Source organism: Desulfobaculum sp. SPO524, assembly GCF_044987625.1.
Taxonomy (GTDB): Bacteria; Desulfobacterota; Desulfovibrionia; order Desulfovibrionales; family Desulfovibrionaceae; genus Desulfobaculum.
Genome location: NZ_JBJDSB010000001.1, coordinates 390941 through 413692 on the forward strand (window position 1 = coordinate 390941; position 22752 = coordinate 413692).

General features: G+C 63.4%; 21 protein-coding genes. 7 read left to right on the forward strand and 14 right to left on the reverse strand.

The genetic code is table 11. The features are described from left to right. The first annotated feature begins 63 nt into the window (after nt 1-63). On the forward strand, nt 64-1047 hold the full coding sequence (locus ACI3L3_RS01685; RefSeq protein ID WP_404843355.1) for a hypothetical protein: 984 nt from the start codon (nt 64-66) through the stop codon (nt 1045-1047). A 70-nt stretch (nt 1048-1117) separates the two neighbouring features. Here ACI3L3_RS01685 and ACI3L3_RS01690 read toward each other — a convergent pair whose 3' ends face one another. Further along, complete coding sequence (locus ACI3L3_RS01690; RefSeq protein WP_404843356.1) at nt 1118-1687, reverse strand: hypothetical protein; 570 nt, start codon at nt 1685-1687, stop codon at nt 1118-1120. Between the two features lie 141 nt (nt 1688-1828). Between ACI3L3_RS01690 and ACI3L3_RS01695 the strand changes: the two genes are divergently transcribed. Beyond that, nucleotides 1829-2551, forward strand: a complete 723-nt coding sequence (locus tag ACI3L3_RS01695; RefSeq protein WP_404843357.1) for a hypothetical protein — start codon at nt 1829-1831, stop codon at nt 2549-2551. Between the two features lie 27 nt (nt 2552-2578). Here ACI3L3_RS01695 and ACI3L3_RS01700 read toward each other — a convergent pair whose 3' ends face one another. Genes ACI3L3_RS01700 through ACI3L3_RS01710 form a run of 3 tightly spaced genes read right to left on the reverse strand, consistent with a single transcriptional unit; the run spans nt 2579 to nt 6585 of the window. Next, complete coding sequence (locus ACI3L3_RS01700) at nt 2579-3238, reverse strand: energy-coupling factor transporter transmembrane component T family protein (protein WP_404843358.1); 660 nt, start codon at nt 3236-3238, stop codon at nt 2579-2581. Further along, nucleotides 3228-4568 (reverse strand): ABC transporter ATP-binding protein, encoded by a 1341-nt coding sequence (locus tag ACI3L3_RS01705; protein WP_404843359.1) that lies wholly within the window; start codon nt 4566-4568, stop codon nt 3228-3230. The genes ACI3L3_RS01700 and ACI3L3_RS01705 overlap by 11 nt, the downstream gene beginning before the upstream one ends. 31 nt (nt 4569-4599) lie before the next feature. Beyond that, nucleotides 4600-6585 carry a TonB-dependent receptor plug domain-containing protein gene (locus tag ACI3L3_RS01710; RefSeq protein ID WP_404843360.1) on the reverse strand — a complete coding sequence of 662 codons (1986 nt, stop codon included), beginning with the start codon at nt 6583-6585 and terminating at the stop codon, nt 4600-4602. A gap of 333 nt (nt 6586-6918) precedes the next feature. Between ACI3L3_RS01710 and ACI3L3_RS01715 the strand changes: the two genes are divergently transcribed. Beyond that, entirely contained in the window at nt 6919-7677 is a 759-nt protein-coding gene (locus tag ACI3L3_RS01715) for an SDR family oxidoreductase (RefSeq protein ID WP_404843361.1), read from the forward strand. A 78-nt stretch (nt 7678-7755) separates the two neighbouring features. On the opposite strand, the gene ACI3L3_RS01720 is transcribed toward ACI3L3_RS01715, so the two are convergent. From ACI3L3_RS01720 to larB, 5 genes are all read right to left on the reverse strand, one after another. Continuing rightward, nucleotides 7756-8199 (reverse strand): hypothetical protein, encoded by a 444-nt coding sequence (locus ACI3L3_RS01720; protein ID WP_404843362.1) that lies wholly within the window; start codon nt 8197-8199, stop codon nt 7756-7758. A gap of 18 nt (nt 8200-8217) precedes the next feature. Further along, on the reverse strand, nt 8218-8508 hold the full coding sequence (locus ACI3L3_RS01725) for a DUF4911 domain-containing protein (RefSeq protein WP_404843363.1): 291 nt from the start codon (nt 8506-8508) through the stop codon (nt 8218-8220). Next, a complete protein-coding gene (locus ACI3L3_RS01730; RefSeq protein ID WP_404843364.1) occupies nt 8505-9578 on the reverse strand; it encodes a M24 family metallopeptidase in 1074 nt (357 codons plus the stop codon). Before ACI3L3_RS01730 ends, ACI3L3_RS01725 begins: the two co-directional genes overlap by 4 nt. Before the next feature lie 155 nt (nt 9579-9733). Continuing rightward, nucleotides 9734-10498, reverse strand: coding sequence for an acyl-[acyl-carrier-protein] thioesterase (locus ACI3L3_RS01735; RefSeq protein ID WP_404843365.1), 765 nt, complete (start codon nt 10496-10498; stop codon nt 9734-9736). Then, nucleotides 10499-11302 carry a nickel pincer cofactor biosynthesis protein LarB gene (gene larB, locus ACI3L3_RS01740; RefSeq protein ID WP_404843366.1) on the reverse strand — a complete coding sequence of 268 codons (804 nt, stop codon included), beginning with the start codon at nt 11300-11302 and terminating at the stop codon, nt 10499-10501. Nucleotides 11303-11469: 167 nt separating this feature from the next. Here larB and ACI3L3_RS01745 point away from each other — a divergent pair, with 167 nt between their 5' ends. Continuing rightward, nucleotides 11470-12900 (forward strand): sigma 54-interacting transcriptional regulator, encoded by a 1431-nt coding sequence (locus ACI3L3_RS01745; protein ID WP_404843367.1) that lies wholly within the window; start codon nt 11470-11472, stop codon nt 12898-12900. 86 nt (nt 12901-12986) lie between these two features. Continuing rightward, on the forward strand, nt 12987-14180 hold the full coding sequence (locus ACI3L3_RS01750; RefSeq protein ID WP_404843368.1) for a pyridoxal phosphate-dependent aminotransferase: 1194 nt from the start codon (nt 12987-12989) through the stop codon (nt 14178-14180). 225 nt (nt 14181-14405) lie between these two features. Here ACI3L3_RS01750 and ACI3L3_RS01755 read toward each other — a convergent pair whose 3' ends face one another. The 4 genes from ACI3L3_RS01755 to ACI3L3_RS01770 form a co-directional block, all read right to left on the reverse strand. Further along, a complete protein-coding gene (locus ACI3L3_RS01755; protein ID WP_404843369.1) occupies nt 14406-16262 on the reverse strand; it encodes a carbamoyltransferase in 1857 nt (618 codons plus the stop codon). Nucleotides 16263-16678: 416 nt separating this feature from the next. Beyond that, nucleotides 16679-16828, reverse strand: a complete 150-nt coding sequence (locus ACI3L3_RS01760) for a DUF5989 family protein (protein ID WP_404843370.1) — start codon at nt 16826-16828, stop codon at nt 16679-16681. Between the two features lie 46 nt (nt 16829-16874). Then, nucleotides 16875-17294 (reverse strand): SxtJ family membrane protein, encoded by a 420-nt coding sequence (locus ACI3L3_RS01765; RefSeq protein ID WP_404843371.1) that lies wholly within the window; start codon nt 17292-17294, stop codon nt 16875-16877. 591 nt (nt 17295-17885) lie between these two features. Then, nucleotides 17886-18095 (reverse strand): Trm112 family protein, encoded by a 210-nt coding sequence (locus ACI3L3_RS01770; RefSeq protein ID WP_404843372.1) that lies wholly within the window; start codon nt 18093-18095, stop codon nt 17886-17888. Nucleotides 18096-18239: 144 nt separating this feature from the next. On the opposite strand from ACI3L3_RS01770, the gene ACI3L3_RS01775 reads away from it, so the two are divergent. Beyond that, the gene (locus tag ACI3L3_RS01775) at nt 18240-19100 is read left to right on the forward strand and encodes a PHP domain-containing protein (RefSeq protein ID WP_404843373.1); all 861 of its coding nucleotides are present in this window, start codon (nt 18240-18242) and stop codon (nt 19098-19100) included. Between the two features lie 4 nt (nt 19101-19104). Next, on the forward strand, nt 19105-20337 hold the full coding sequence (locus ACI3L3_RS01780; RefSeq protein WP_404843374.1) for a peptidase U32 family protein: 1233 nt from the start codon (nt 19105-19107) through the stop codon (nt 20335-20337). A 946-nt stretch (nt 20338-21283) separates the two neighbouring features. Here the strand turns inward: ACI3L3_RS01780 and ACI3L3_RS01785 are convergent. Next, the gene (locus ACI3L3_RS01785) at nt 21284-22720 is read right to left on the reverse strand and encodes an HD domain-containing phosphohydrolase (protein ID WP_404843375.1); all 1437 of its coding nucleotides are present in this window, start codon (nt 22718-22720) and stop codon (nt 21284-21286) included. Nucleotides 22721-22752: the final 32 nt, after the last annotated feature.

Below are 22752 nucleotides of genomic sequence, written 5' to 3' on the forward strand. Positions count from 1 at the left end.
TGGCCTTTCCGCAGGGGTGCCTGCCCTGTGCCCATCACACACCGCTAACCGCATCAGGACGCCATGACGACGACACCCTTCCTGCGCTCCGTAGGCGCAACCTTTCGCGACGCCACGCGCGCCAGCATTGACCTGTTCAAGGTGATGGTTCCCATCATCATCGCCGTCAAGATTCTTCAGGAGCTTGAGCTTGTAGGCTACCTTGCCATCCCGCTATCCCCAATTATGGAGATGGTGGGCCTGCCGGCCAGCATGGGCCTTGTGTGGGCCACAGGCATCGTGGTCAATATCTACTCCGCCCTTATTGTGTACGTGTCCATCGCGGCGGACGTACACATGACCGTAGCGCAGATTACCACCCTCAGCACCATGCTGCTCATCGCCCATGGCCTGCCCATTGAGTGCAAAGTGGCCCAAAAATGCGGCCCCTCCCTGACCGGGCAGATGGTGCTGCGCGTTGTGGCCGCGCTGCTGTGCGGTTTTCTGCTGCATCTCATCTATTCCAACACAGGCTCACTGCAGGAAACAGCGCAAATATTCTGGACGCCCGGCGCGCCGCCGGAAACGCACCTTGAATGGGCCATTGATCAGGCATGGAATCTCTTCTCCATCTACTGTCTGGTGGTGGGGCTGATGTTCATGATGAAGATTCTGGACAAGCTGCGCATCACCCACGCCATCAACTGGGTACTGCGCCCCATCCTGCGGCGCATCGGCATTGGTCCCTCCGCCGCCACGCTGACCGTTGTGGGCCTCACCCTCGGCATGGCCTACGGCAGCGGCCTCATCATCCACGAAAGCCGCTCCGGCAAGGTCTCGGACCGCGACGTGTTCTATTCCCTGACCCTCATGGGCATGGCGCACGCCCTTATCGAGGACACCTTGCTCATGACCATGGTTGGGGCGCATATATCGGGCATCTTCTGGGGCCGCCTCGTCTTCTGCCTGCTCTTTATGGCGATACTGGTGCAGGTTGTCTCGCGCATGTCCAACACGCGCTTTATGCAACTGTTTATGCACTCCTCTCCAAACAAACAGCCCGCCTAACCGCACAGAACACAGCGGCGCGCCCCGGAGGTTCCGGAGCGCGCCGCTGCATTTTATCTGACCCAACACATCAATCAGCAGGCGGGGCAGGGCCGCCACGCACAACGCCCGCACGGCGCACCCGCCGCACCAGCCCCGGCACGAACAGCGCCCCGGCGCAGCCAAAGGCCGCACCGGCCAAAGACTTCAGCGCCACATGCGGCAGTGCCACATCAAGCTCCATCCCCACCAACCAGTCCACAAGCAGCACGCCCGGAAAGCGGCACATCGCGGCCAGTCCGCCAACGCCACCGCACAGCAGCACGGAGCGCGTCACGTCGCCAACCAGCAGCACCGCGCAGTCTATGACCAGCCCGGGCAACACAAACTTGACCAGCATCAGCGGGCCGCCCTTGCCAGCGGCAAGGGCAATGGCCAGCAGCCCCGCCAGCAGCGCCGTGGCCGTGGCCACGAAGCGGCGGTCAATAAGCCCCCGCGCCACCAACAGAAAAAATATCACAAAGAACATGGAATGCCCCGGAATCTTCAGGTGCATCCGAAACGCCAGCTTGGACACCACAATAAGCACGGCGCACAGCCCTGCCAGCATGCCTTCGCGCAGGTCCAGCCCGCCCCAAAATGTTGTCTCTGCGCGTGTCATGCGCGTCCTCCCTTGGGTCATAATCCGGCGGACGCCGCTCCGCCCACGCCATGACTTTTGCCGAAAAATCGCCTAGATTCCACCTGTTTTTCACACCGCACCCGGCCCGGCGTCCGCCGCCAGACCGACAAGGAGCCATTCATGCGCATCTACGCCAGCTTCGACGATACGGACATTGCAGGCGCACCCATCGGCACGGGGCGTCTGGCCCGGATGTACGCCGCCACCCTGCCGGAACACTGCTCCATCTGGGGCGTACTGCGCCACCAGCAGCTAGTGGCCGAGGGCATCCCCTACACCTCGCAAAACAGTTCCGCCTGCGTGGTGGTGGACGTGCCGGGCGACGCCGTCGACGACACCCGCGCCCTGATGACGGAGCGCGCCGTGGACCATGTCCGCCAGTACATGAGCGACGGCAGCGACCCAGGCGTGTGCATCGCGGACGAGCGCGACGACCTCTCCGCCCTTGTCCCCTTTGGCCAGCGCTGCACCGTGACCCCGGTCACCCAGCAGGACGCCATGGACGCGGCCTCCGGCGTCTTTCTTGTGGGCCTCGGCGGCACCAACGACGGCATCATCGGCGCCACCGCCGCCATCGGCCTGACCGTGGCGGGCTGGTGCGGCCGGTTTATTGAATTCGGCAACCTGCGGGGCTTTCCCGACCCGTGCCCGGTGAGCGAGCTGCACTCGCGCGGGGTGCGCGTGGTCTCCACGGACCGCAACGCCACCGTCCCCGCCCCGGAGCACATGCTGCACCATAACGACTGGATACGTCCGCAACTCTGGGGCCATGGCCCGGTCCTGCCCGTGGTCGCCACCGCGCCGGGGCACTGGACCACCATGCACACCAAGAACAAAAAATAAGCTCTCGGCCGCCTCCGGGCGGCCTTTTCACACCCCGCCGCCCATGCCGCGAGAGGTCGCGGAAACGGCAATATCACGCGCCACAGCCATCATGCGGATGATGAGCGGCACAATGACGCAGCGCACAAGGTCGCGCCAGTTGAGGGGATTGGCGAGGTGCCTTGGCGTAATGCGCGCCCCGCGCAGGACTTGATGCAGATAGATGCTCTTGGTCTCGCGCATGACCAGCGGCACAAAGCGCAGGGACGTGAAAAGGACGAAGGACAGGCGCTCCGGCAGCACGCCGCGAAGCCCGCGCATCAGTTGTTCCGGGCGCGTGGTACGTTGCAGAAGCAAGGTCGGCAGCAGGGCAAAGGCGAGCTGCAGGCTGACCACCACCGCGCGCGAGGCCGCCACCTCCGGCGCAAAGCGCAACAGGTACAGCCCCAGCACCACAGGAAATTGGAGCAAGAGCGGTCGCACATCGCGCCACACATCGCGCAGGCGAAACCCCGCAATATGGTACGCGCCCACATGCACCGCACCAAGCACGCCAACGCTCAGCCCGTCGCGGGCAAACAGGGCGCAGGTGGACAGCGCCAAGGCCGCGAGGAGCTTCACGCCCGGCGGGCAGGCGTGCACCGGCGAGTCGCCCGGCGTGTACTGTCCGGGGTAGCCGTCGGCCATGTCGAACAGTCTAGACCGCATGACACCGCCCCCCGCGCATCACGTAGTGCTCATCGGCCCAGCCGGGACAACGCGGGTCGTGCGAGACCATCACCACCGCCGCGCCTGTGGCGCGCACGTAATCGTCCAGCAGGTGCAAAACCGTGGCCCGCACCCCTTCGGCAAGGCCGGTGAAGGGTTCATCAAGCAGCACCACACGCGGCCCCGCCGCAAGCACCGACGCCAGCGCCACAAGGTGCTTCTGCCCAAAACTCAAGGCCAGCGGCGCGTCCGGGGCCAAATGCTCCAGCCCCACCGACCGCAGCACGGCGCTGGCCTGCTCCTGCGCGGCGGCGCGATCCCTGCCAAGGCGGCGCAGGGAAAAGCCCACCTCGTCCAGCACGGTATCCTCAAAAAGCTGCTGCTCCGGGTTCTGCCCAAGGTACCCCACCAGCCCGCACAGGGCCGCCGGGCGCGGGGCATCCAGCCCGCACACGCGCACCGCCCCGGCGCGCGGCGTCAGCGCGCCCACAAGGCAGGCCAGCAGCGTGGACTTGCCCCCGCCATTGTCGCCGCTCACCAGCACCTTGCGACCGGGACGCACTGTCAGGTCCACCCCGCACAAAATCTCCGGGCGCGCGCTATAGCCCGCCTCCAATCCGGTAACGGCCACCACGGGGGCACCGTCCCACTCCCCGCGCGCCGTGGCGGGAAAGCCCCCGCAGGCGCAGGGGGCGTCATCGGCGGCAAAGTCCACACGGCTTGTGGCCAGGCCGTCCAGCCAGCCCGGCACATGCTCGCTCACCACCACAGCGCCGCCGCGCGCCATAACGCTGCGCACAATGTCCGTCAGGCGCTCTCGCCCGGCAGGGTCCAACTGGGTAAACGGCTCATCCAAGAGGAGCAGGTTCGGACGCAGGGCCAGCGTGGCCGCAAGGGCAAGGCGGTGCTTCTGCCCCATGGACAGCGCCTCCACAGGCCGCTCGGCGCAGGCGGCAAGGTCCACGGCCTCAAGGGCGGCCATGGCATCGCTCTTCGCCTCTGCCGCGCTTCGGCCCATATTGCGGGGACCGAAGGCGGCCTCCTCCTGCACCGTGGCGCACAGCAGCTGCGTTTCAGGATTCTGGAGCACGATTCCCGTCCGCCCCGGAGCCGGATTCTGCTCCGGAGCGGACGGAAAGCGCCTCATCTCGCCACTGACGCGGCCGGGCTCCACAAGCCCGGCCGCCGCCAGCAAAAAGGTGGTTTTGCCGCACCCGGACGGCCCACACAGCAAAACGCACTCCCCCGACTTCACCGAAAAGTCAGGAAGGCGCCCTGCTGCGCCGCCACCATGCGGCGCGAGGTGCGCGTAGCCGCGCACCTCAAGCACAGTCCGCTGTCCGCTCATCGCGGGGATGCGGTTAGAAGTTCCATGTCACTCCCGTATAGACCTGACGGCCGGGACGCGGCAGGGCGTAGCCCTCCTCGTAATCCTCATCAAAGAGGTTGTCCGCACCGGCAAAGACCTCAAGAGTATTGTCCATAAAGCCCTTGGACACGCGCAGGTCCACCACGTTGTAGGTGTTCATGGCCGTCTTTTCCGTTGCGTCGCCATTGAAGGCCCAGCTCCGGCCCACGTACATCCACGAGGCATACACCGAGAAGTCCATGGGCAGGTCGTACCAGCCTTCCACCGTCACCTTGTGCTCGGGGCGGTGCTGAAGTTCGTCCAGCGCGGCCTCGTCGGAGCGGTTTTCGGCGTCGAGGTAGGTATAGGCACCGCGCAGGCGCAGATTCTCGATGGTGGTGTTTTCACCCGCGAACTCCACGCCCGTAAAGCGGTATTTGTCGTTGTTCTCGTAGATATCGGCCGTGCCGACCTTCTCAATAAAGTCCTCGGCGTCGATGCGGAACAGGCTGACGCTCAGATCCGTCTGGATGGCCGCAATGGCCTGATCCACACCAATCTCGTAATGCATGGTGCTTTCCGCGTCGAGGTCGCTGTTGCCGGCGTCCACGTCGTACAACTGCTTCACGGAAGGAAAGCGCACCTTGCGCGACACGGAGGCCCGCAGAGTCGTGGTGTCGAACAGGTCATAATGCGTGCCGACCAGCCAGCTCCAGTCGTCGGAGTCCGTGTCATCGGAGCGGTTTTGCCCATGCACGCCCGCGCCCAGCACCACGCCAAAGCGGTCAAAGGGACTCACCTCATACTCCAGCGCGGCGTTCCAGTAGCCCACGGCGCGGTCGCCTTCGGTGACGGTCTTTTTGGTGGCGTCATCAGGACGCTCCGTCAGAGTGGAATCCCACGACGTCCGCTCCGCCGACAGAGCCGCCGTCAGCGCGCCGGGCGCGCCAAAGTCGTACCGCGCCTGCACCGCGCCGCCGACACGCTTGGTCTCGGACTCCGCATCGTAGGCCTTTTTGCCTGCCTGCGTGTCGTAATCCGAATCATCGTAGCGTTTTTCCAGCTCGGACAGCACATTGGCGTACACCCAGCCCTTAACGGTGAGGGGCATATCAAACTTATGCGTCACACCAAGCTGCGCGCCAAAGCCTTCGGAGTCATCCATCCGCTCAAACTTGGCCTTTTTGGTAAAGTCGCCGCTGGCGTCAGCCACGTTGGGCTTGCCATAGGAGCCTTGGTGCATGTTGAGGGCGAGGCCGATGGAGGTGCCCTCTTCCGGGGTGATGACGGTGTTCACAAACATGGTGCGGCGGCTGCGGTCGGAGTTTTCGCGCCTGCCGCCGTCTTCCAGCGACTCGTCCGTGGCGTCGAAGGAATCCGACGTATTGTAGCCATCGCGGTCATAGATGCTGCCGGAGGCGAACACGCTCACGTTGTCATTGCTGCCGCCAAAGGTGGCCTGTCCGTAGCGCTCGTTGCCATCGCCGACGCGGGCGGTCACGCTGCCCTCAGCGTCTTTCCCGCCGCGTTTGGTGATGATGTTGATAACACCGGCATTGCCGCCGGAGCCATACAGCACGGAGCTTGCGCCCTTGGTCACCTTGATGCGGGCAATGTTCTCCACCGGAACAAAGCCGGGGTCGAACTGGTTGTCAAAGGTGGAGTTCATGGGCACGCCGTTCAGCAGCAGGATGACCTGCCGCGTGCGCATGCCGCGCATATCAACGCGCGCCGCGCCATCGGTGCTGGTGCGGATGTACACCCCCGGCAGCAGGCGCATAGCCCCGGTGAGGGACGTCACACCGGCGGCCTTGATTTCCTGCGCGGTCACTTCGCTGACGTTGGTAACCTTTTCCACGCCCGTGGGTCCCTTGGCGCTGACGACAACCTCGCCCAGTTCAAAGACCGGCGTGTCGGCATCGTCCGCGGCAAAGGCGGCAGGACACCACGCCAACAGCGCGCACAACCCAGCGCACAGCACAGCTCTTCTTACGCTCATCTGTCCTCTCCCTCTTCTGGTCCGATTCGCAAGAGGCGGGCGGCACCCCAGACCACGTACACAAGACGTCCGCCCGCATAACTCCCCGGCATGATCACAAAAACCACACCGTCCGAACTGACTGTGCTACTGATTCAAGATCATAATCGTCAATATTTCTCACACGTTTCAGTAAGATAAACCTATACAAACCAAAACTGACTCTTTGTGACAGCACGCCGACATTTCACAATCCCTGCGGGGAGAATGCCCCCAACCTGTTGTGCAGTGCCCCCATGATGCGGTACACCTTGCCCATTCATTTCATGGTCATACAGCCACAGAGGAGGCTCCATGTCTCAAACCGTACTCATCACCGGCGCAACTGCCGGATTTGGCCTTGCCACTGCCCGCCGCTTTGCCGCGGAGGGCTGGACGGTGGTCATCACCGGCCGCCGCAAGTCCCGTCTTGACGCCATTGTGGACGAACTGGCCCCGGCCAAGGTCCATCCCCTGCAGTTCGACGTGCGCGACAGCGAAGCCATTGAAGAGGCCCTGTCCTCCCTGCCTGAGGAGTTTAAAAACATCGACCTGCTGGTGAACAATGCCGGTCTGGCCCTTGGCCTGGAGCCCGCGCAGGAATGCCGCTTCAGCGACTGGGAAACCATGGTCGACACCAACATCAAGGGCCTGTTGTACATGACCCGCCTCATCGCGCCGGGGATGATTCAGCGCGGCCGCGGCCACGTTGTGAACCTTGGCTCCATCGCGGGCACCTACCCCTATCCGGGCGGCAACGTCTACGGCGCCACCAAAGCCTTCGTGAAGCAGTTCTCCCGCAACCTGCGGGCGGACCTGCTTGGCACGCCCGTCCGCGTCACCAACATTGAGCCGGGGCTGGCGGAGAGCGAATTCTCCGTGGTCCGCTTTAAGGGCGACGCGGAAAAGGCCGCCAAAGTCTACGAGAACGTCTCCCCCCTCACCCCCGAGGACATTGCGGAGAGCATCTTCTGGGCGGCCAGCCAGCCCGCGCACGTCAACATCAACTCCATTGAGCTGATGCCCGTGCAGCAGGCCTTTGCTCCGCTGGCGGTCCACCGCAGCGACAGCTAACCCCGCGCCATACACGCAAAAAAGCCCGCACCGGATGCATCCGGTGCGGGCTTTGTCATATGTCTTGCGGAAGCAGGATTACGGCGCGGGCGTCGCCTCCTGCTGCACAAAGGTCACCCGCCGCACGTCGCGCGCGGCAAGGCGGAGCATGCCCCACTTGGTGCGGCCATAAAAGTTCACCCCCGGCTCCACGCGCACCTTGCGGGTACTGCCGTCGCGGTAGGTGACCACGGCGGCAAGGGTCGGCTCATCGTACTGGAACTCCACACTGCGGATGGCGGCGAAGTCAATGCTGACCTCGGCCTTGCCGAGGGTCACCGGCACCAGCGTCAGACCCTCTACGGAGAATTCGCGCACGGTGTAGGACGTGTCCTCGGCGTCCACCACCTCGGCAGTGAACAGCCGGTCCGGCTCAGGCACCTTGGTCACTTTTACGGACTGGCCCATGCTGCCCATTCCAAGGCAGACAAGGCTCACCAAGGCCAACACGCTCACAATCGCCATTCTCCGGGTGCGTCCCATGCTCAGCCGTCCTTGTGGTTAGTCTCCGGTGCAGGATTTGATAATGGTGAAGCCGAGTTCCTTGCGCATATCCTCAAGGAAGGTCAGCGCCTCCCGCTCCTGCCCTTTGGTATACACAAACTGCGCCACAGCGCTGTACCTGTCCACTGTACTCAAATAGGCCAAATTGTCATACCCCTCCAGAATAAACTTGAGGTACGCCATATCCGCCGGATTCATGCGCAAATACACGCGGCGCGAGCGCGCGGGGCGGATTGCCGCCTCCGCGTAGGCGCGGCTTTTGGCCTTTCCTATACGTCGTTTTCTCACAAAACCTCACAGCCGTCTTCGGTGACCAGCACCATGTGTTCCCAGCGGATGCCGCCCCACTCCGGATAATACAGCCCCGGCTCCGCCGTGACCACCATACCGGGGCGGAATTCGCCCTCGCTTCGCGGCCCGACGCCGGGCTGTTCGTGCGTCTCCAGCCCCACGCCGTGGCCGAGGGAATGCGTAAAATGCTTCTCCACGCCATACTTTGCAAACACGTCCACAGCGGCATCGTACGCCGCGCGGATCGGCACGCCGGGGCGGATGACCTTGATGGCCGCGGCCTGCGCCTCGCGCGTTCTGTCGAGAGCGTAGCGGAAGGCGTCCGTTGGCGCGTCTCCCACCCAAAAAGTGCGGGTCTGGTCGGAGCAATAGTCCTCCACGCGGCACCCCTTGTCGATGAGCACGGGACAATTGTCCGTGATGGTATCCGCGCCGGGGATGGCATGCGGCAACGCGCCATTGGGACCAACGGCGGCGATGGTGGCAAAGGCCAATTCGCTTGCGCCCTGCTCGCGGTAGCGCTTTTCAATCTCCCACGCCAACTGGGCTTCGGTAAGGCCGGGGCGCAATACGTCGCGCTCCACCTGCTCAAAGACCTTGTGGTTCAGGGCGCAGGCGGCGCGCATGGCGGCGATTTCCCGCTCGTCCTTCACAAGGCGCAGCTTCTCCACCATGCCCGTGGTGGGCATCAGGCTCACGTGGCCGGACAGGTCCTTCCAAAAGCGGTAGCTGAAGCTCGTGCTCTCAAATCCCACGGGGCCGGTGCACTGGTCGCGCAAAAACGCTCCCACGCTGTCGTGCCGGGGAGCCTTGTAGATAAACACGCGCTCCGGGTCCCACAGCCGCGCCGCGGCGTCCACAAAGCGCGAGTCCGTCAACAGCCAGTCCTCGCCGGAGCGGGTCACCAGCACCATACCCGAGGATTCGTTGCACTGCGGGTCGTGCAGTTCAAAGCCACTCAGGTAGTATCTGTTGGCCGCAAAGGAGATGAGCACCGCGTCAAGGCCATGCTCCACAAGCTTCATGCGCAGTCTGTTCCGGCGCGAGGCGAAAATGTCTGAAGTCATCAGTCGTCCTTTCCGTTGTCTGGTCAATGTGACGGGGAGCACGCTCCGGGATGTCCCTTAACAAGAGTGCGGTGCAAGGCGCAAAAACATGCCGCGCCAACGCGGCCCACGTTCCATGCGGGGCCGCCCGCCCAGCGCGTGGAATCCGCGCCCGGTTATTCACCACTCTCCTGCGCCCACGTGGTGGCAAGCCGGGCCACCTCCACGCCGTCCTCCTCGCGCACAAGGCTGTGCAGCACCCTGCCGTCCACGCGTCCGGCGTGGGAGAGGAGCATCTGCCCCGCTCCAGCCTCCGCGCGGAAGGTGATGTCGCAGGTCAGCGGGCGCGCGGGAAGCTCCTCCGGGCGGGCCTCCATGGCCCACTCCACATAGTGGACATTGTTCACGTGCCCATTGCTGTCGAGGTCGCTGCGCCGCGTCAGAATACGCGCCGTCCGCTGCCTGGCGTCGTCCCCAAGGCGGGGGACCTTGCCTGCGGGCAATTCCACGCTGTGGTCCGGTGTATCCGGATAGGCGGCGGCCACAATGGCCGGTATGGGCGCAATGCGGCGGCTGGCAACGTCAATGGTCACCCACACGCTGGTGGCGACGCCAAGGCGTTCGCCATCGCGCCCGGTGAGCACAAAGTCGCGCCGCGCACGGGTGCGCGTGAGGGACGCGGGCCACGTGGTGACGGTGACCGGCTCGCCAATGGCGGGATAGCGGTCCATGGCGATGTATTCACGCACCAGCACCCACGCCACGCCCTCGGCGGCCAGCTTGTCATTATGAAAGCCAAGGTCTGCGGCGTGCCCCGCCGCGCTGTTCTGCAAAAAATCCGCAACTGCGGCAATATCGCATATGTCGTCCACCCCGGCGTCGGCAATGCGTACGCAAAAGGGCATGTGCCCACGCGCCGGGGCTGTTTGCAATTCGTCCACTCAGTCCTCCGCTCTGGCCGGATGCGGCGCTGGCGCTCTGTGCACAGCGCGCACCACCTTGGCGGCAAAGGCCGCCGCGCCGAAGCCGTTGTCGATGTTCATGACGGAAACGCCGGGGGAGCAGGAGTTGAGCATAGCCATCAGTGACGACACACCGCCCATCTGATTCTCCCGGCCCGATGTGCTGGGTACCGCAACAATGGGCGGGGACACAAGTCCGGCAAGCACGCTGGGCAGCGCGCCGTCCATCCCGGCCACAACAATCAGCACCGCCGCACTCGACAAGGCCGCCAAATGCGGCGTCAGCCGGTGCACGCCCGCCACGCCAACATCCGTCACCAGCCCGCAGTCCAGCCCAAAGAACCGCGCCGCGCCGTAGGCCTCCAGCGCCACGCCCATATCCGAGGCCCCAGCCGTCACCACGCACACCTCACCGCGCTGCGGATACGGCCCCTCAAGGCCCAAATCCGCACCAAGAATAAACATTCCGGACTGTTCATGGTAGATTCCACTAGGCAGACGCTCGCCGAGCGCGTAGCCTTTTTCCGGCGCCACACGGGTGGCCAGCGCACGTTGGCCTGCATCCTGCAACCCACGAAGACAGGTTTCCAGTTGCGCCAAAGTTTTGCCAGGGCCGAAGACCACTTCGCCAACCCCAGTCCGGGCAAGACGGTGCGGATCAAGGGTAACGCCGCCCGCCAGCTCCGCGATGGGCATGGCCGTAAAGCGCTCCAGCGCTGCATCGGGCGACAGGCCCCCTTCTGCTATCTGCGCAAAAAGGGCCAGCAGATCGGAACCGTTCATGGGTTCTCCTTTTTTGACCGTGTGTCCACGTTTTTGACGAAAGGCCAGCACCAACGCCGAGGGTGCGGCCCCTTCCCGCCACCAGACCGCCGCCGCGGCGGGAAGACACGTCCTCCTGGCGGCCAAACGATTGAAAATACTCGGCGGAAAGGATATTGACTTGTCTCATGTCGGGCAAGACCATACTTTTTCTGTCTAAACCCCAGTCCGTGACGGAGCTGTTTCCTGCCTTTAAGGAAGCAGGCATCACCGCGGGACTGGCCGAGAACCTTTCCGGCGCTCTTGACTTTATCGCCAAGAGTGGGCCGTGCGTTGTGTTTTCCGCCAGCACGCTGCCGGGCTACAAGGTCGACGACCTGCTGACCCACGCGGCCACTGTGGCGGACTTTCCGCCCGTCATCGTTTTTACCGAGCGCGGCTCCGCGTCCGAGGCGCGGCGCATTCTTGAGCTTGGCGCGCGCGACTACTGGCTGGAGCCTCTCATCTGGGAAAAAATCCGCGCCGTTCTACCGCAGTCCAACGGCTCAAAGCCTGCCCCGCAGGCCGCGGAAGCGCCCGCCGCTTCCGCCAGTGGGTCCGGATCCGGCGTCACCATCATTGGCCGCCACCCCGTCATGCGCCGCGTGCTCGCCCTTGCCGCGCAGGTTGCGCCGTCCAAGGCGTCCGTCCTTATCTCCGGCGAATCCGGCACCGGTAAGGAAATGTTCGCCCGCTTCCTGCACCACAAAAGCAAGCGCGACGGCGGCCCCTTTGTGGCCATCAACTGCGCGGCCCTGCCCGAGCACCTGCTGGAAAGCGAACTCTTCGGCCACGAAAAGGGCGCATTCACCGGCGCAATCAGCCGCAAGCTCGGCAAGTTCGAGCTTGCCAGCGGCGGCACCATCCTCCTTGATGAAATCACCGAGATGGACCTCGGCCTGCAGGCCAAGCTGCTGCGCGTATTGCAGGAAGGCGAAATCGACCGCGTTGGCGGCTCGGACACCGTGAAGGTGGACGTACGTGTGCTGGCCACCACCAACCGCGACATTGAGGAAAGCGTCAAGGAAAAGACCTTCCGGCAGGACCTCTTCTTCCGCCTGAACGTCATCCCCTTGCGCCTGCCCCCGCTGCGTGAACGCGGCGAGGACATCATCCTGCTTGCGCAGTTCTTTGTGGACCACTATACCAAAGAATACGCGCTGCCCAAGCTGGCGTTCTCCGACGAGGCGCGCCAGTGGCTCTTGTCCTACGACTGGCCGGGCAACGTGCGCGAGCTGCAAAACCTCATGGAACGCGCCGTCCTGCTTGCCGGAGACGGCCCCATCCGCGAGGTGCACTTTCTGCTGGATACGGACTCTTGGCCCCTGCCGGAGGACGACGTTCTCAGCGCACTGCCGGAGGACGACATCGGCGCCGCAGCAGACGACGATTCCCCGCTGGAGGACGCCCTTGGCGCCAACGACATGCGCCTGCAGGACATTGAGCGCATCGCCATCCTCAAGCGGCTGGAGCAGACCGACGGCAACCGCACACAGGCGGCGGAACTCTTGGGCATCTCTGTGCGCACCCTGCGCAACAAGATCTCCGAATATAAAAAACTGGGACTGACCGTTCCCTGACGCAACACACGGGGAACACGGATACCGTAACGTAAGCGCCCTCTTCGCAACAGGGCGCTTGCGGCACTTGCAAAAAGGATAGAGCTATGCAGATTCTGGCCTCTGAAATTACGGAACATCTCAAGGGCGCATCCATGATCCGGAAGATGTTCGAGGCCGGGCTGGAACTCAAGGCGAAATACGGCGAAGACGCCGTGTGCGATTTCAGCCTTGGCAACCCGGACCTTCCCGCACCGCCCGCAGTGGGGCAGGCACTCTCCGACTTGGCCGCCGACGCCGACAAGCCCTTCACCTTCGGCTACATGCCGAACTCCGGCTATCCCTTCGCGCGCAAGGCCCTTGCCGACTATCTTTCCGGCGAGCAGGGCATCGCCATCGACGCGGACGACCTCATCATCACCTGCGGCGCAGCCGGCGGCCTGAACGCCATGTTCCACGCTGTGCTTGAGCCGGGAGACGAAGTCATCTGTCCGTCGCCCTATTTTGTGGAATACGGCTTTTATGTGGGCAACCACGGCGGCAGCCTGCGGCCCGTGCCCGCGCGCCCCGGCACCTTTGAGCTGGACATCAACGCCATCGGCGACGCCATCACGGCCAAGACCCGCGCCGTGCTCATCAACTCGCCCCACAACCCCACCGGCGTGGTCTACACCCGCGAGCAGTTGACCGAACTGGCCGCCCTGCTCACCAAAAAGACCGAGGAATACGGCCGCCCCATTTTCCTTATCGCGGACGAGCCGTACCGCTTCCTCGCTTTTGACGGGGTGGAGGTGCCCTCCATTCTCCCGCTGTACCCCTACGCCGTAACCATCAGTTCCGTCTCCAAGAATCTCTCCCTCGCCGGAGAGCGCGTGGGCTACGTTGTTCCCTCGCCCAATATGCCGGAGCTGCGCGAGTTCATCGGAGCCATCACCCTGACCAACCGCATCCTTGGCTTTGTGAATGCCCCGGCCATCGGGCAGGTGCTTATGGCCAAGGCCATCGGCTCGCAGGTGAACGTGACCGTCTACGCCGAGCGCCGCAAGGCCATGACCCGTGTGCTCGACGATGCGGGCTACAACTTTGTGATGCCTAAGGGCGCGTTCTACTTCTTCCCCGAGGCCCCCGGCGGGGACGACAAAGCCTTTTGCGCCGCCCTGCAGGAAGAGCGCATCCTCGCGGTGCCCGGTTCCTGCTTCGGCTGTCCCGGCCACTTCCGCCTCACTTTCTGTGTGGGCGAGGAAGTTATCCGCCGCTCCGCCGAAGGCTTCAAGAAGGTCTACGACCGCTTCGCCAAATAGTGCAGAGCGACCACACGCCACAACAAAGCCCCCGAGCCTGTGCTCCGGGGGCTTTTTCTCTTGCGCAGCCCGCCTGCCGCGCGGGGGCGGCGTGCCACGTCTCTTACTCATGCCATGCGCAGGGGCACGCTCTGGGCAAGCAGAACGCGGGCTGGCGGCATGGCGCAGGCAGCCCGGCCCCGCACGTTGTACGCCTCGTCGCTTGCCCCGTCCCCCGCACATCCGTCAATCCAGTTCAAAGCTCTCGCGCCAGTCGCCATCCTCGTTCCACGCTGGTTGGCGCTCCTTCACAAACACCATGTCGCCCATGACAAGGACGTCCATCTCCGTGCGCATAAAGCACGTATACGCGTCGTCCGGCGTACATACGATGGGTTCCCCGCGCACATTAAAGCTCGTATTCACCACCAGCCCACAGCCCGTGCGACGCCGGAAGGCATCTATCAGCGCCCAGTACCGGGGATTCGTCTCCCGGTGCACCGTCTGGATGCGCGCGGAGTAGTCCACGTGCGTCACCGCCGGAATCGTCGAGCGCTGCACGTACAGGCGCTCGTACATGGGCATTTCCGCGTAGCCCTCGGGCAGCGGCTTCTGCACGCCTTCCGCCACCGGAGCCACCACCAGCATATACGGCGATGGTCTATCAAGGTCAAAATTCGCTTGGCGTTCCTCATCCATCACCGACGGCGCAAAGGGCCGGAATCCCTCGCGGTATTTGATCTTCAGGTTCAACTTTTTCTGCATCTCCGGGTCGCGCGGGTCGCCGACGATGCTTCTGTTGCCCAGCGCGCGAGGGCCAAACTCCATGCGCCCCTGATACCACCCCACGACCTTGCCCTCGGCGATGTACCCCGCCACCGTCTCGGCCAGCGCATCATAATCATCATGCGTTTCATACACCGCGCCAAACCGCCGCGCCGCGCGCAGTATCGCCCCGGCTTCAAACTCCGGCCCCAGATACGCCCCGCGCATGGCGTCGCCCTCCGGCGCCGGGCGCTCCTCGCCCTTCCAGATATGCCACGCGGCATAGGCCGCGCCAAGCGCGCCCCCGGCATCGCCCGCCGCAGGCTGCACCCACACATCATCAAACATGCCCTCGCGAATCAGCTTGCCATTTGCCACGCAATTGAGCGCCACGCCCCCAGCCATCACCAAATTCCTCTGCCCCGTCAGCTCCCGCGCCGTACGAGCCAGCCGAAAGACGGCCTCCTCCGTCACTTGCTGAATCGCCAGCGCCATGTCCATGTACTCCTGCGAAATCTCAGTCTCCGGCTGGCGCGGGGCAATACCAAACAGCCGCTGCCATTTGTCATTGCAGCACATGGTCAGGCCCGTGGCGTAATTGAAATAGTCCATGTTCAGCAGCAGGGAGCCGTCCTCGCGCAGGTCCACCAGTTCATCCAGAATCCGCGCCTTCCACTCGCGCACGCGCTCGCTGCCGTCCCTGCCATACGGCGCAAGGCCCATCAGCTTATATTCGCCGCTGTTCACCCGAAATCCGCAAAACGCCGTAAACGCCGAGTACAAAAGCCCCAGCGAATGCGGGAACCGCAGCTCCCGCAGCATCGTCACGTCCTTGCCCTTGCCCACGCCAATACTCATGGTCGCCCATTCGCCCACGCCGTCCAACGTCAAAATCGCCGCCTCCGCAAACGGCGACGGGTAAAACGCCGACGCCGCATGCGACAGGTGGTGCTCCGGAAAAAGCAGCTTCACCCCATGGTCCAGCGCCGGGCCAAGCTCCTCGCGCAAGAGCCGCCGCATGAACAGCTTCTCCTTAATCCACACCGGAATCGCGGACAAAAAGCTCGTCAGCCCACGCGGCGCAAACGCATGGTACGTCTCCAGCAAGCGCTCAAACTTCAAGTACGGCTTGTCATAAAACACCACCGCATCAAGCTCGTCCAACGTCAGCCCGCCCTCACGAAGCACGTAGCGCACCGCGCGCCTCGGAAAATCCGGGTCGTGCTTGCGCCGCGTAAAACGCTCCTCCTGCGCCGCCGCCACAATCACGCCGTTCTGCAGCAACACAGCGGCACTGTCATGATAAAACGCCGAGATTCCGAGTATCGCGCCCTTCATCCGTTCCTCCCAGTCTCAAGCAAAGGCGATGTGCAGGTCATGATGCAATGCGATTTTGTGAAAAGAAGAGGAAGAACAAGGCAGAAGAGGGCCTCCGGCGGGTTAAGGAAATAATTTCCTTAACAATCCTTAGGATTTTTTGGACGGAAGCCGTCCAAAAAATAGGGGTGGGTAGGCGGGTTTTCTGCTTTTTTTGCGCACCCCTGTCAGGAATTCTTACCGGTCTGCACTTGGCGACAACGCCCCCCCCAAAAAACTCTCCCCATCCACTCAGGCGTGAGCCGTCAGGGGTGACGGGCGCTTCATTCAAAGGCAACCGGCATGTGCGCACTTGGGATTTTTAAGGGCCCACCGCCCTTAAACCTGCGGAGCACACTCTTCCCTCTTCCTTCTTCGTTCTTCCACTTTTTGCGGCCTTAGAACACGGTGTAAATAAATGGCGCAATGGCGGTGCCGCTGGTCAAGACGATGAGCACGCCAAAGACGAGGAGCGTTAAAATAATAGGCAGCAGCCAAAACTTTTTCCGAACGACTAAAAAGCCCCACAAATCACGCAGAAACTCCACTTCTGCCTCCTCCCGGCTGAGGGTGAATTGGGGCGCACGGATGCGCCTAGTACGGACGGTCCACGTCGGCGGCGGTGAATGTGTGGTCGCGCTGCACAAAGACCGAGCCGCCCCCGTCCTTCCAGCGCCGGCGCAGCAGCGGGTCGCGGCCAAGGACGCGGCGAAGCAGGCCAACAGGCGTCACCAGCACGTAATAGATAATGGTCAACAGCACCTTGGACACCACGGTACCCAGCGCATGCGACGCGCCAAACCACACCACGGCAACAGGCGCAAACACACGCGGCACCACCATCGTCAGCACAATGCACGCCGTCGCCGCAAGCGCCCACGCCCGCACCCCGGTCACAAGAAAGGCGATCAGGCACACCAGTACCATGGCCTGCCCCGTGTCCACCGCACGCCGCCGCGCATCCGTCACAGCCGTGGCCGCCGGATCACTCCGGCATTGCCCAATATCGCGCATCGTCGTCCCCTCTGGAATAAAGATGTCAGTCACCCCGCAGACCTACGCACACACTTTTCCGATCATCTGAAAATAGCCGCTCCACAGCCTACACGCAAGCAAAATCCCGATTTTGCACGCGTTCTGTACGTCCATCTTAAATGACGCCTCATATGGCTGGAGCCAGAGGAAAAGAGGGCCTCCGGCGGGTTAAGGAAATAATTTCCTTAACAATCCTTAGGATTTTTTGGACGGAAGCCGTCCAAAAAATAAGGGGGTGGGCGGGCGGGTTTTCTGTCTTTTCTTGCGCACACCTGTCAGGGATTCTCACCGGCCTTCCCCACGCGCCGAAGCCCCCCAAAAAACCTTCCCCATCCACTCAGCCGAGAGCCGTCAGGGGTGACGACCGTCCAATCCAAACGCACCCGGTCTGTGCGCACATGGGATTCTCAAGGGGGCACGCCCCTTGAGCCGCCGGAGGCGCTTCTTCCTCTTTACGCCACCGCCACCCTGCCCCCTCCCACAACCACCGACGCCACCCACAAAACGCACAAAAGCCCGCTGCTCGTATGGAGCAGCGGGCTTTGTTGCCATGTGTATGCGCTTACGGGTCTAGTCGGCTTTTGCGGGCTGACCGACGCCACCGGGCCAATCGTTGGCGGGCACGGCTTCTTCGACCAGCATGATTGGAATCTCATCACGGATGGGGTACACCTTTTTGCAGGCGGCGCAGTAGAGCCCATCCCCTTTGGGGGTCAAATGAATGGATTCCTTGCACTTAGGACAGGCGAGAATATCGAGAAGTTCCTTGTTCAGAGCCATTTCAATCCTCCTTGCTGGCGCTTGCCACGCTATACCCGCATTCCTTCTGCGACACAAGGCCGGGCGTTGACCTCCCGGCGCGTATGCACTAGCCAATGCCTCAAGCCTATACCACCTGCCACACGGCGAACACAAGGACGCAGCATGCCCATAATCGACCTCCACACCCATTCCACGGCCTCCGACGGCACCCTGACCCCAACGGAACTCATCCGCCTTGCCAAGGAGCGCGACATCGCGGCCCTGGCCTTGACGGACCACGACACGGTTTCCGGGCTGGGCGAGGCGTTTGCCGCTGGTGAGCAGTACGGGGTGGAAGTCATCGGCGGCTGCGAACTCAGCGTCAGCTCGGACCATGGGTTCATGCACATTGTTGGGCTGTTTCTGCCGGAGCGCCCCGAGCGGCTGGTGGAAAAGATTACAACGCTGACTGAGCACCGCCAAAACCGCAACACGCTCATCCTAGAAAAGCTCCGCAGCGGCGGCGTGGCCATTACGGACGAGGAGCTTCGCGCCAAGGCCGGAAACGGCAGTATCGGCCGCCCGCACATTGCCCAATTGCTCCTTGAGAAGGGGCACGTGCCGACCATTCAGGCGGCGTTTACGGACTACCTCGGCGACAAGGGCCGGGCGTATGTGCCCAAGGCAAAGCTGACGCCCGAGGAAGCCATCGCGCTGCTGAAAAGCGAAGGGGCGACGGTCATCCTTGCGCATCCGTTTACGCTGCGCCTTGCGTACGAAGACCTCTACCACTGCCTCAAGGGCCTAAAGGCCATGGGGCTGGACGGGCTGGAGTGCCACTATACCGAGCACTCCAACCGCCTCACAAAGGAATACGAAGGCCTCGCCTACCGGTTGGACCTTGCCGTCAGCGGCGGCTCGGACTTCCACGGCAGCGTGAAGCCAGAGGTCCAGCTTGGGACCGGCAAGGGCAATCTCGCCATTCCGGTCAGCGTGCTGGACGCCATAAAACAACGACGCATCAAGCAGGGACTTCCCGCCTAGAATCATGAACGCCACCATCCCCGAACTTCTGGCCCCGGCCGGAAACCGCGAAAAACTCGAAACAGCGATGACCTACGGCGCATCCGCCGTGTACCTTGGCGGCCCCACCATGAACCTGCGCGCCAAAAGCGCCGGGTTCACATGGGACGGCCTCGCCGACGCCGTGCGCACTGCGCACGCCAGCGGCGTCAGCGCCTATGTCTGCCTCAACGCCCTGCCCCGCCAGCAGGACCTGCCGCGCGTGGCCGAAGCCATGGAGCGCCTTGGCGACATGACGGACGCGGCGCGCCCAGACGCCCTCATCATCGCCGACCCCGGCGTCCTGATGCTTGCCCGCAAGCACCTGCCGGACATCCCGGTACACCTTTCCACGCAGGCAAACACCGCCAACGCCGCATCCGCCGCTTTCTGGAAGGACTTCGGCGTCACGCGCGTCAACCTTGCGCGAGAGCTTGGCCTGCGCGGCATCCGCGACATCGCCGCCGCCACGCCCGGGCTGGAGCTGGAAGTCTTCGCCCACGGCGCAATGTGTATGGCCGTCTCCGGACGCTGCACCATGTCCGCGCACATGAACGCGCGTTCGGCCAACCTTGGGCAGTGCACGCACCCGTGCCGCTTCAACTACGGCGTCCGCGCCATCGCCGTGGAGGAAAAGACCCGCCCCGGCGAACTGGCATGGGAAATCCACGAGGAAGACGGCTGGAGCAGCATCCTCGCGGCGGAAGACCTCTGCCTCGTCAAGTTCCTGCCGTGGTTCATGCGCATGGGCATCACGTCCCTGAAGATTGAAGGCCGCATGAAATCCGGCGGCTACCTCGCGCAGGTGGTGGACGCCTACGCCACGGCACTGCGCGACGTGCAAAACGGCACGTTCCGCCCACAGGCTTACCTCCACGAACTGCTCAACACCGCCTCGCGCCCGCTGACCACAGGCTTCTTCCTGCCCGGCGACAAGCGCGTCACCTACCCCGCGGCCCCAGAGCAGCGTCCCGTGCTCGCCCGCATCGTGGAGCAAACCGGCGACGACGCGTGGACCGTAGCCGTGCGCTCTAAGTGGGACACCACCCAGCCCGTGCGCATCCTCGTCCCCGGACTCCAACGCCCCGTCCTCGACGCCGGAAGCTACGCGCTGGAAAACGACCTTGGCGAAAAGCGCGACGTCGGCCACTCCGGCCTCACCCTCACCCTGCGCGCCAACCACCCCGCCCTCGCCAAAGGCCTGTTCCTGCGCCCCTAGCCGCACCACACGCGGCCGCAACGCCAAACACCTTACGCCCCAAGGCCCGCTGATTCCGTGCGGGCCTTGGGGCTTTTTGCCACCGTTTTTTTGCTCCGCAGGGTTAAGGGCCGCGGGCCCTTAACGATCCCATTCATACGCCACTTTGCCGTTCCCCCCACACAGCCTCTATCCGTCCCCGACATGGCCGCCCCACCAACGCGGCCAACTCCCCAGGCCTACAGCAAAGCACCCCACCCCTTTTTTTCGGTCTGTCCCAGACCGAAAAACCTCGGGATTCTTAAGGGGCCGCGCCCCTTAAGCCAGCGGAGCTAACCTCTGGAACCCGGCGTAACGAACAGACCAACTTTTTGCTCCGCAGGGTTAAGGGCCGTGGGCCCTTAACAATCCCGTTTATACGCCACTTTGCCGTTCCACCCACACGGCCTCTCTCCGGCCCCGACATGGCCGCCCCACCAACGCGGGCAACTCCCCAAGCCTACAGCAAAGCACCCCACCCCCTTTTTTCGGTCTGTCCCCAGACCGAAAAACCTCGGGATCCTTAAGGGGCCGCGCCCCTTAAGCCAGCGGAGCTAACCTCTGGAACCCGGCGTAACGAACAGACCAACTTTTTGCTCCGCAGGGTTAAGGGCCGTGGGCCCTTAACAATCCCGTTTATACGCCACTTTGCCGTTCCACCCACACGGCCTCTCTCCGGCCCCGACATGGCCGCCCCACCAACGCGGGCAACTCCCCAAGCCTACAGCAAAGCACCCCACCCCCTTTTTTCGGTCTGTCCCCAGACCGAAAAACCTCGGGATTCTTAAGGGGCCGCGCCCCTTAAGCCAGCGGAGCTAACCTCTGGAACCTCGCGGAACGACCCGCCCTGCCCAAAGATAAAACCGCCGCCCCGAGAAACTCGGGGCGGCGGTTTTGCGTATTGCGTCAATGGTGGCGCGAGGCGGCGCTAGTTGGGCAGGAAGAGGAATTCCTTGTGCACCACGTCGCACCATGCGTCGACGATGGCGGCATCCCATTGTGTGCCGGCGTTGCCGCGCAGAATGGAGACGGTATCCTCGACGCTCCGGGCCTTTTGATAGGAGCGGTCGGAGGTCATGGCTTCGAAGCCGTCGACGACGCTGATGAGGCGGGCGAGAAAGGGGATGCTGTCGCCGATGAGACCATCGGGATAGCCTGCGCCGTCCACGCGCTCGTGATGGTGATAGATGATGGGCACCAGTTCCTTAAAGGAAGAAATCTTGGAGACGATGTCGCGTCCCATGGCAGGATGCTGGCGCATACGCGCGAATTCGTCTTCGGTAAGGCGGCCCGCTTTGTTGAGAATCTCGTCGGGAATGCCAATCTTGCCGACGTCGTGCAGAATACCTGCGAAACGGAGAAGTTCCAGCTCACGCTCGGGCAGGCCCATCTGACGGCCGAGGAGGACGGCGTACTGGCCGACGCGCTCGGAGTGGCCCTTGGTGTAGATGTCCTTGGCTTCCACGGAGGCGACGTGCGAGGTGATGATTTCCAGATTCATCTCCTGCATCTTGCGGCCGACGCGCAGGGTCTCGAAGGCGCTGGTGCCGTGCATGGCAAAGAGTGCCAACAGGCTGAGGTTTGCCGAGGTGTAGGCGCGGGACTCGCACGAACGCATAACGACGAGATACCCGCCCCGGCCCATGGCGACGGGCGCGCACATCACGGAGACGGCGGAGGGGCAGTCGGGAACATACGCGGTCAGCTCGCCGGGGCTGAAAAGCGCGGGATCATCGCTGGTGAACAGATGCGGCGCGGCGGCCTCGAACCAGTCGCACCCGCCACGGAAGGCCTCGCCCCAGACAACTTTGGGGCTGGGCGCGGCGCCTTTGCTGCCGACGAGATAAAGGGCTAATCCGTCGGGGTCGAACACTTTGCGGGTGTGACTGAGCAGTTCACGAACAATGGATTTGAAGTCGGAATGCGCGGCGATGGCTTCGCGCAGGTTATGAACAAGGCCAAGGGCGTCTGGTGCGTCGAGCTGGGCGCGGCGCTGCTGGCGCTTGTTGAGCACGGCGTGCACCTTGTCGCGAAACTTAAAGACGTTGAAGGGCTTTTCCAGATAGTCGCTTGCGCCTCTGCTCAGGCACTGCACGGCGCTGTCCACGGTGGCGTATCCGGTAAGAAAGATGACGTCGGCATCCATGCCGCGGCGGCGCATTTCGTCAAGCATGGCGTGGCCGTCGAGAACGGGCATACGAATGTCGGAAACCACAAGATCAACGGGCTGGGCGGCCAACATATCAAGCGCCTCGCGGCCATTGCCTGCGGTAAGCACGGTATGGCCTTCCTCTTCGACCACCTCGCGGTAGATGTCGAGGATTCCGGCTTCGTCGTCCACGAGAAGAATGGTGTGCTGCTGCATGCCTGTCTGTCTGGATCGTTTGTCGGGTGGGA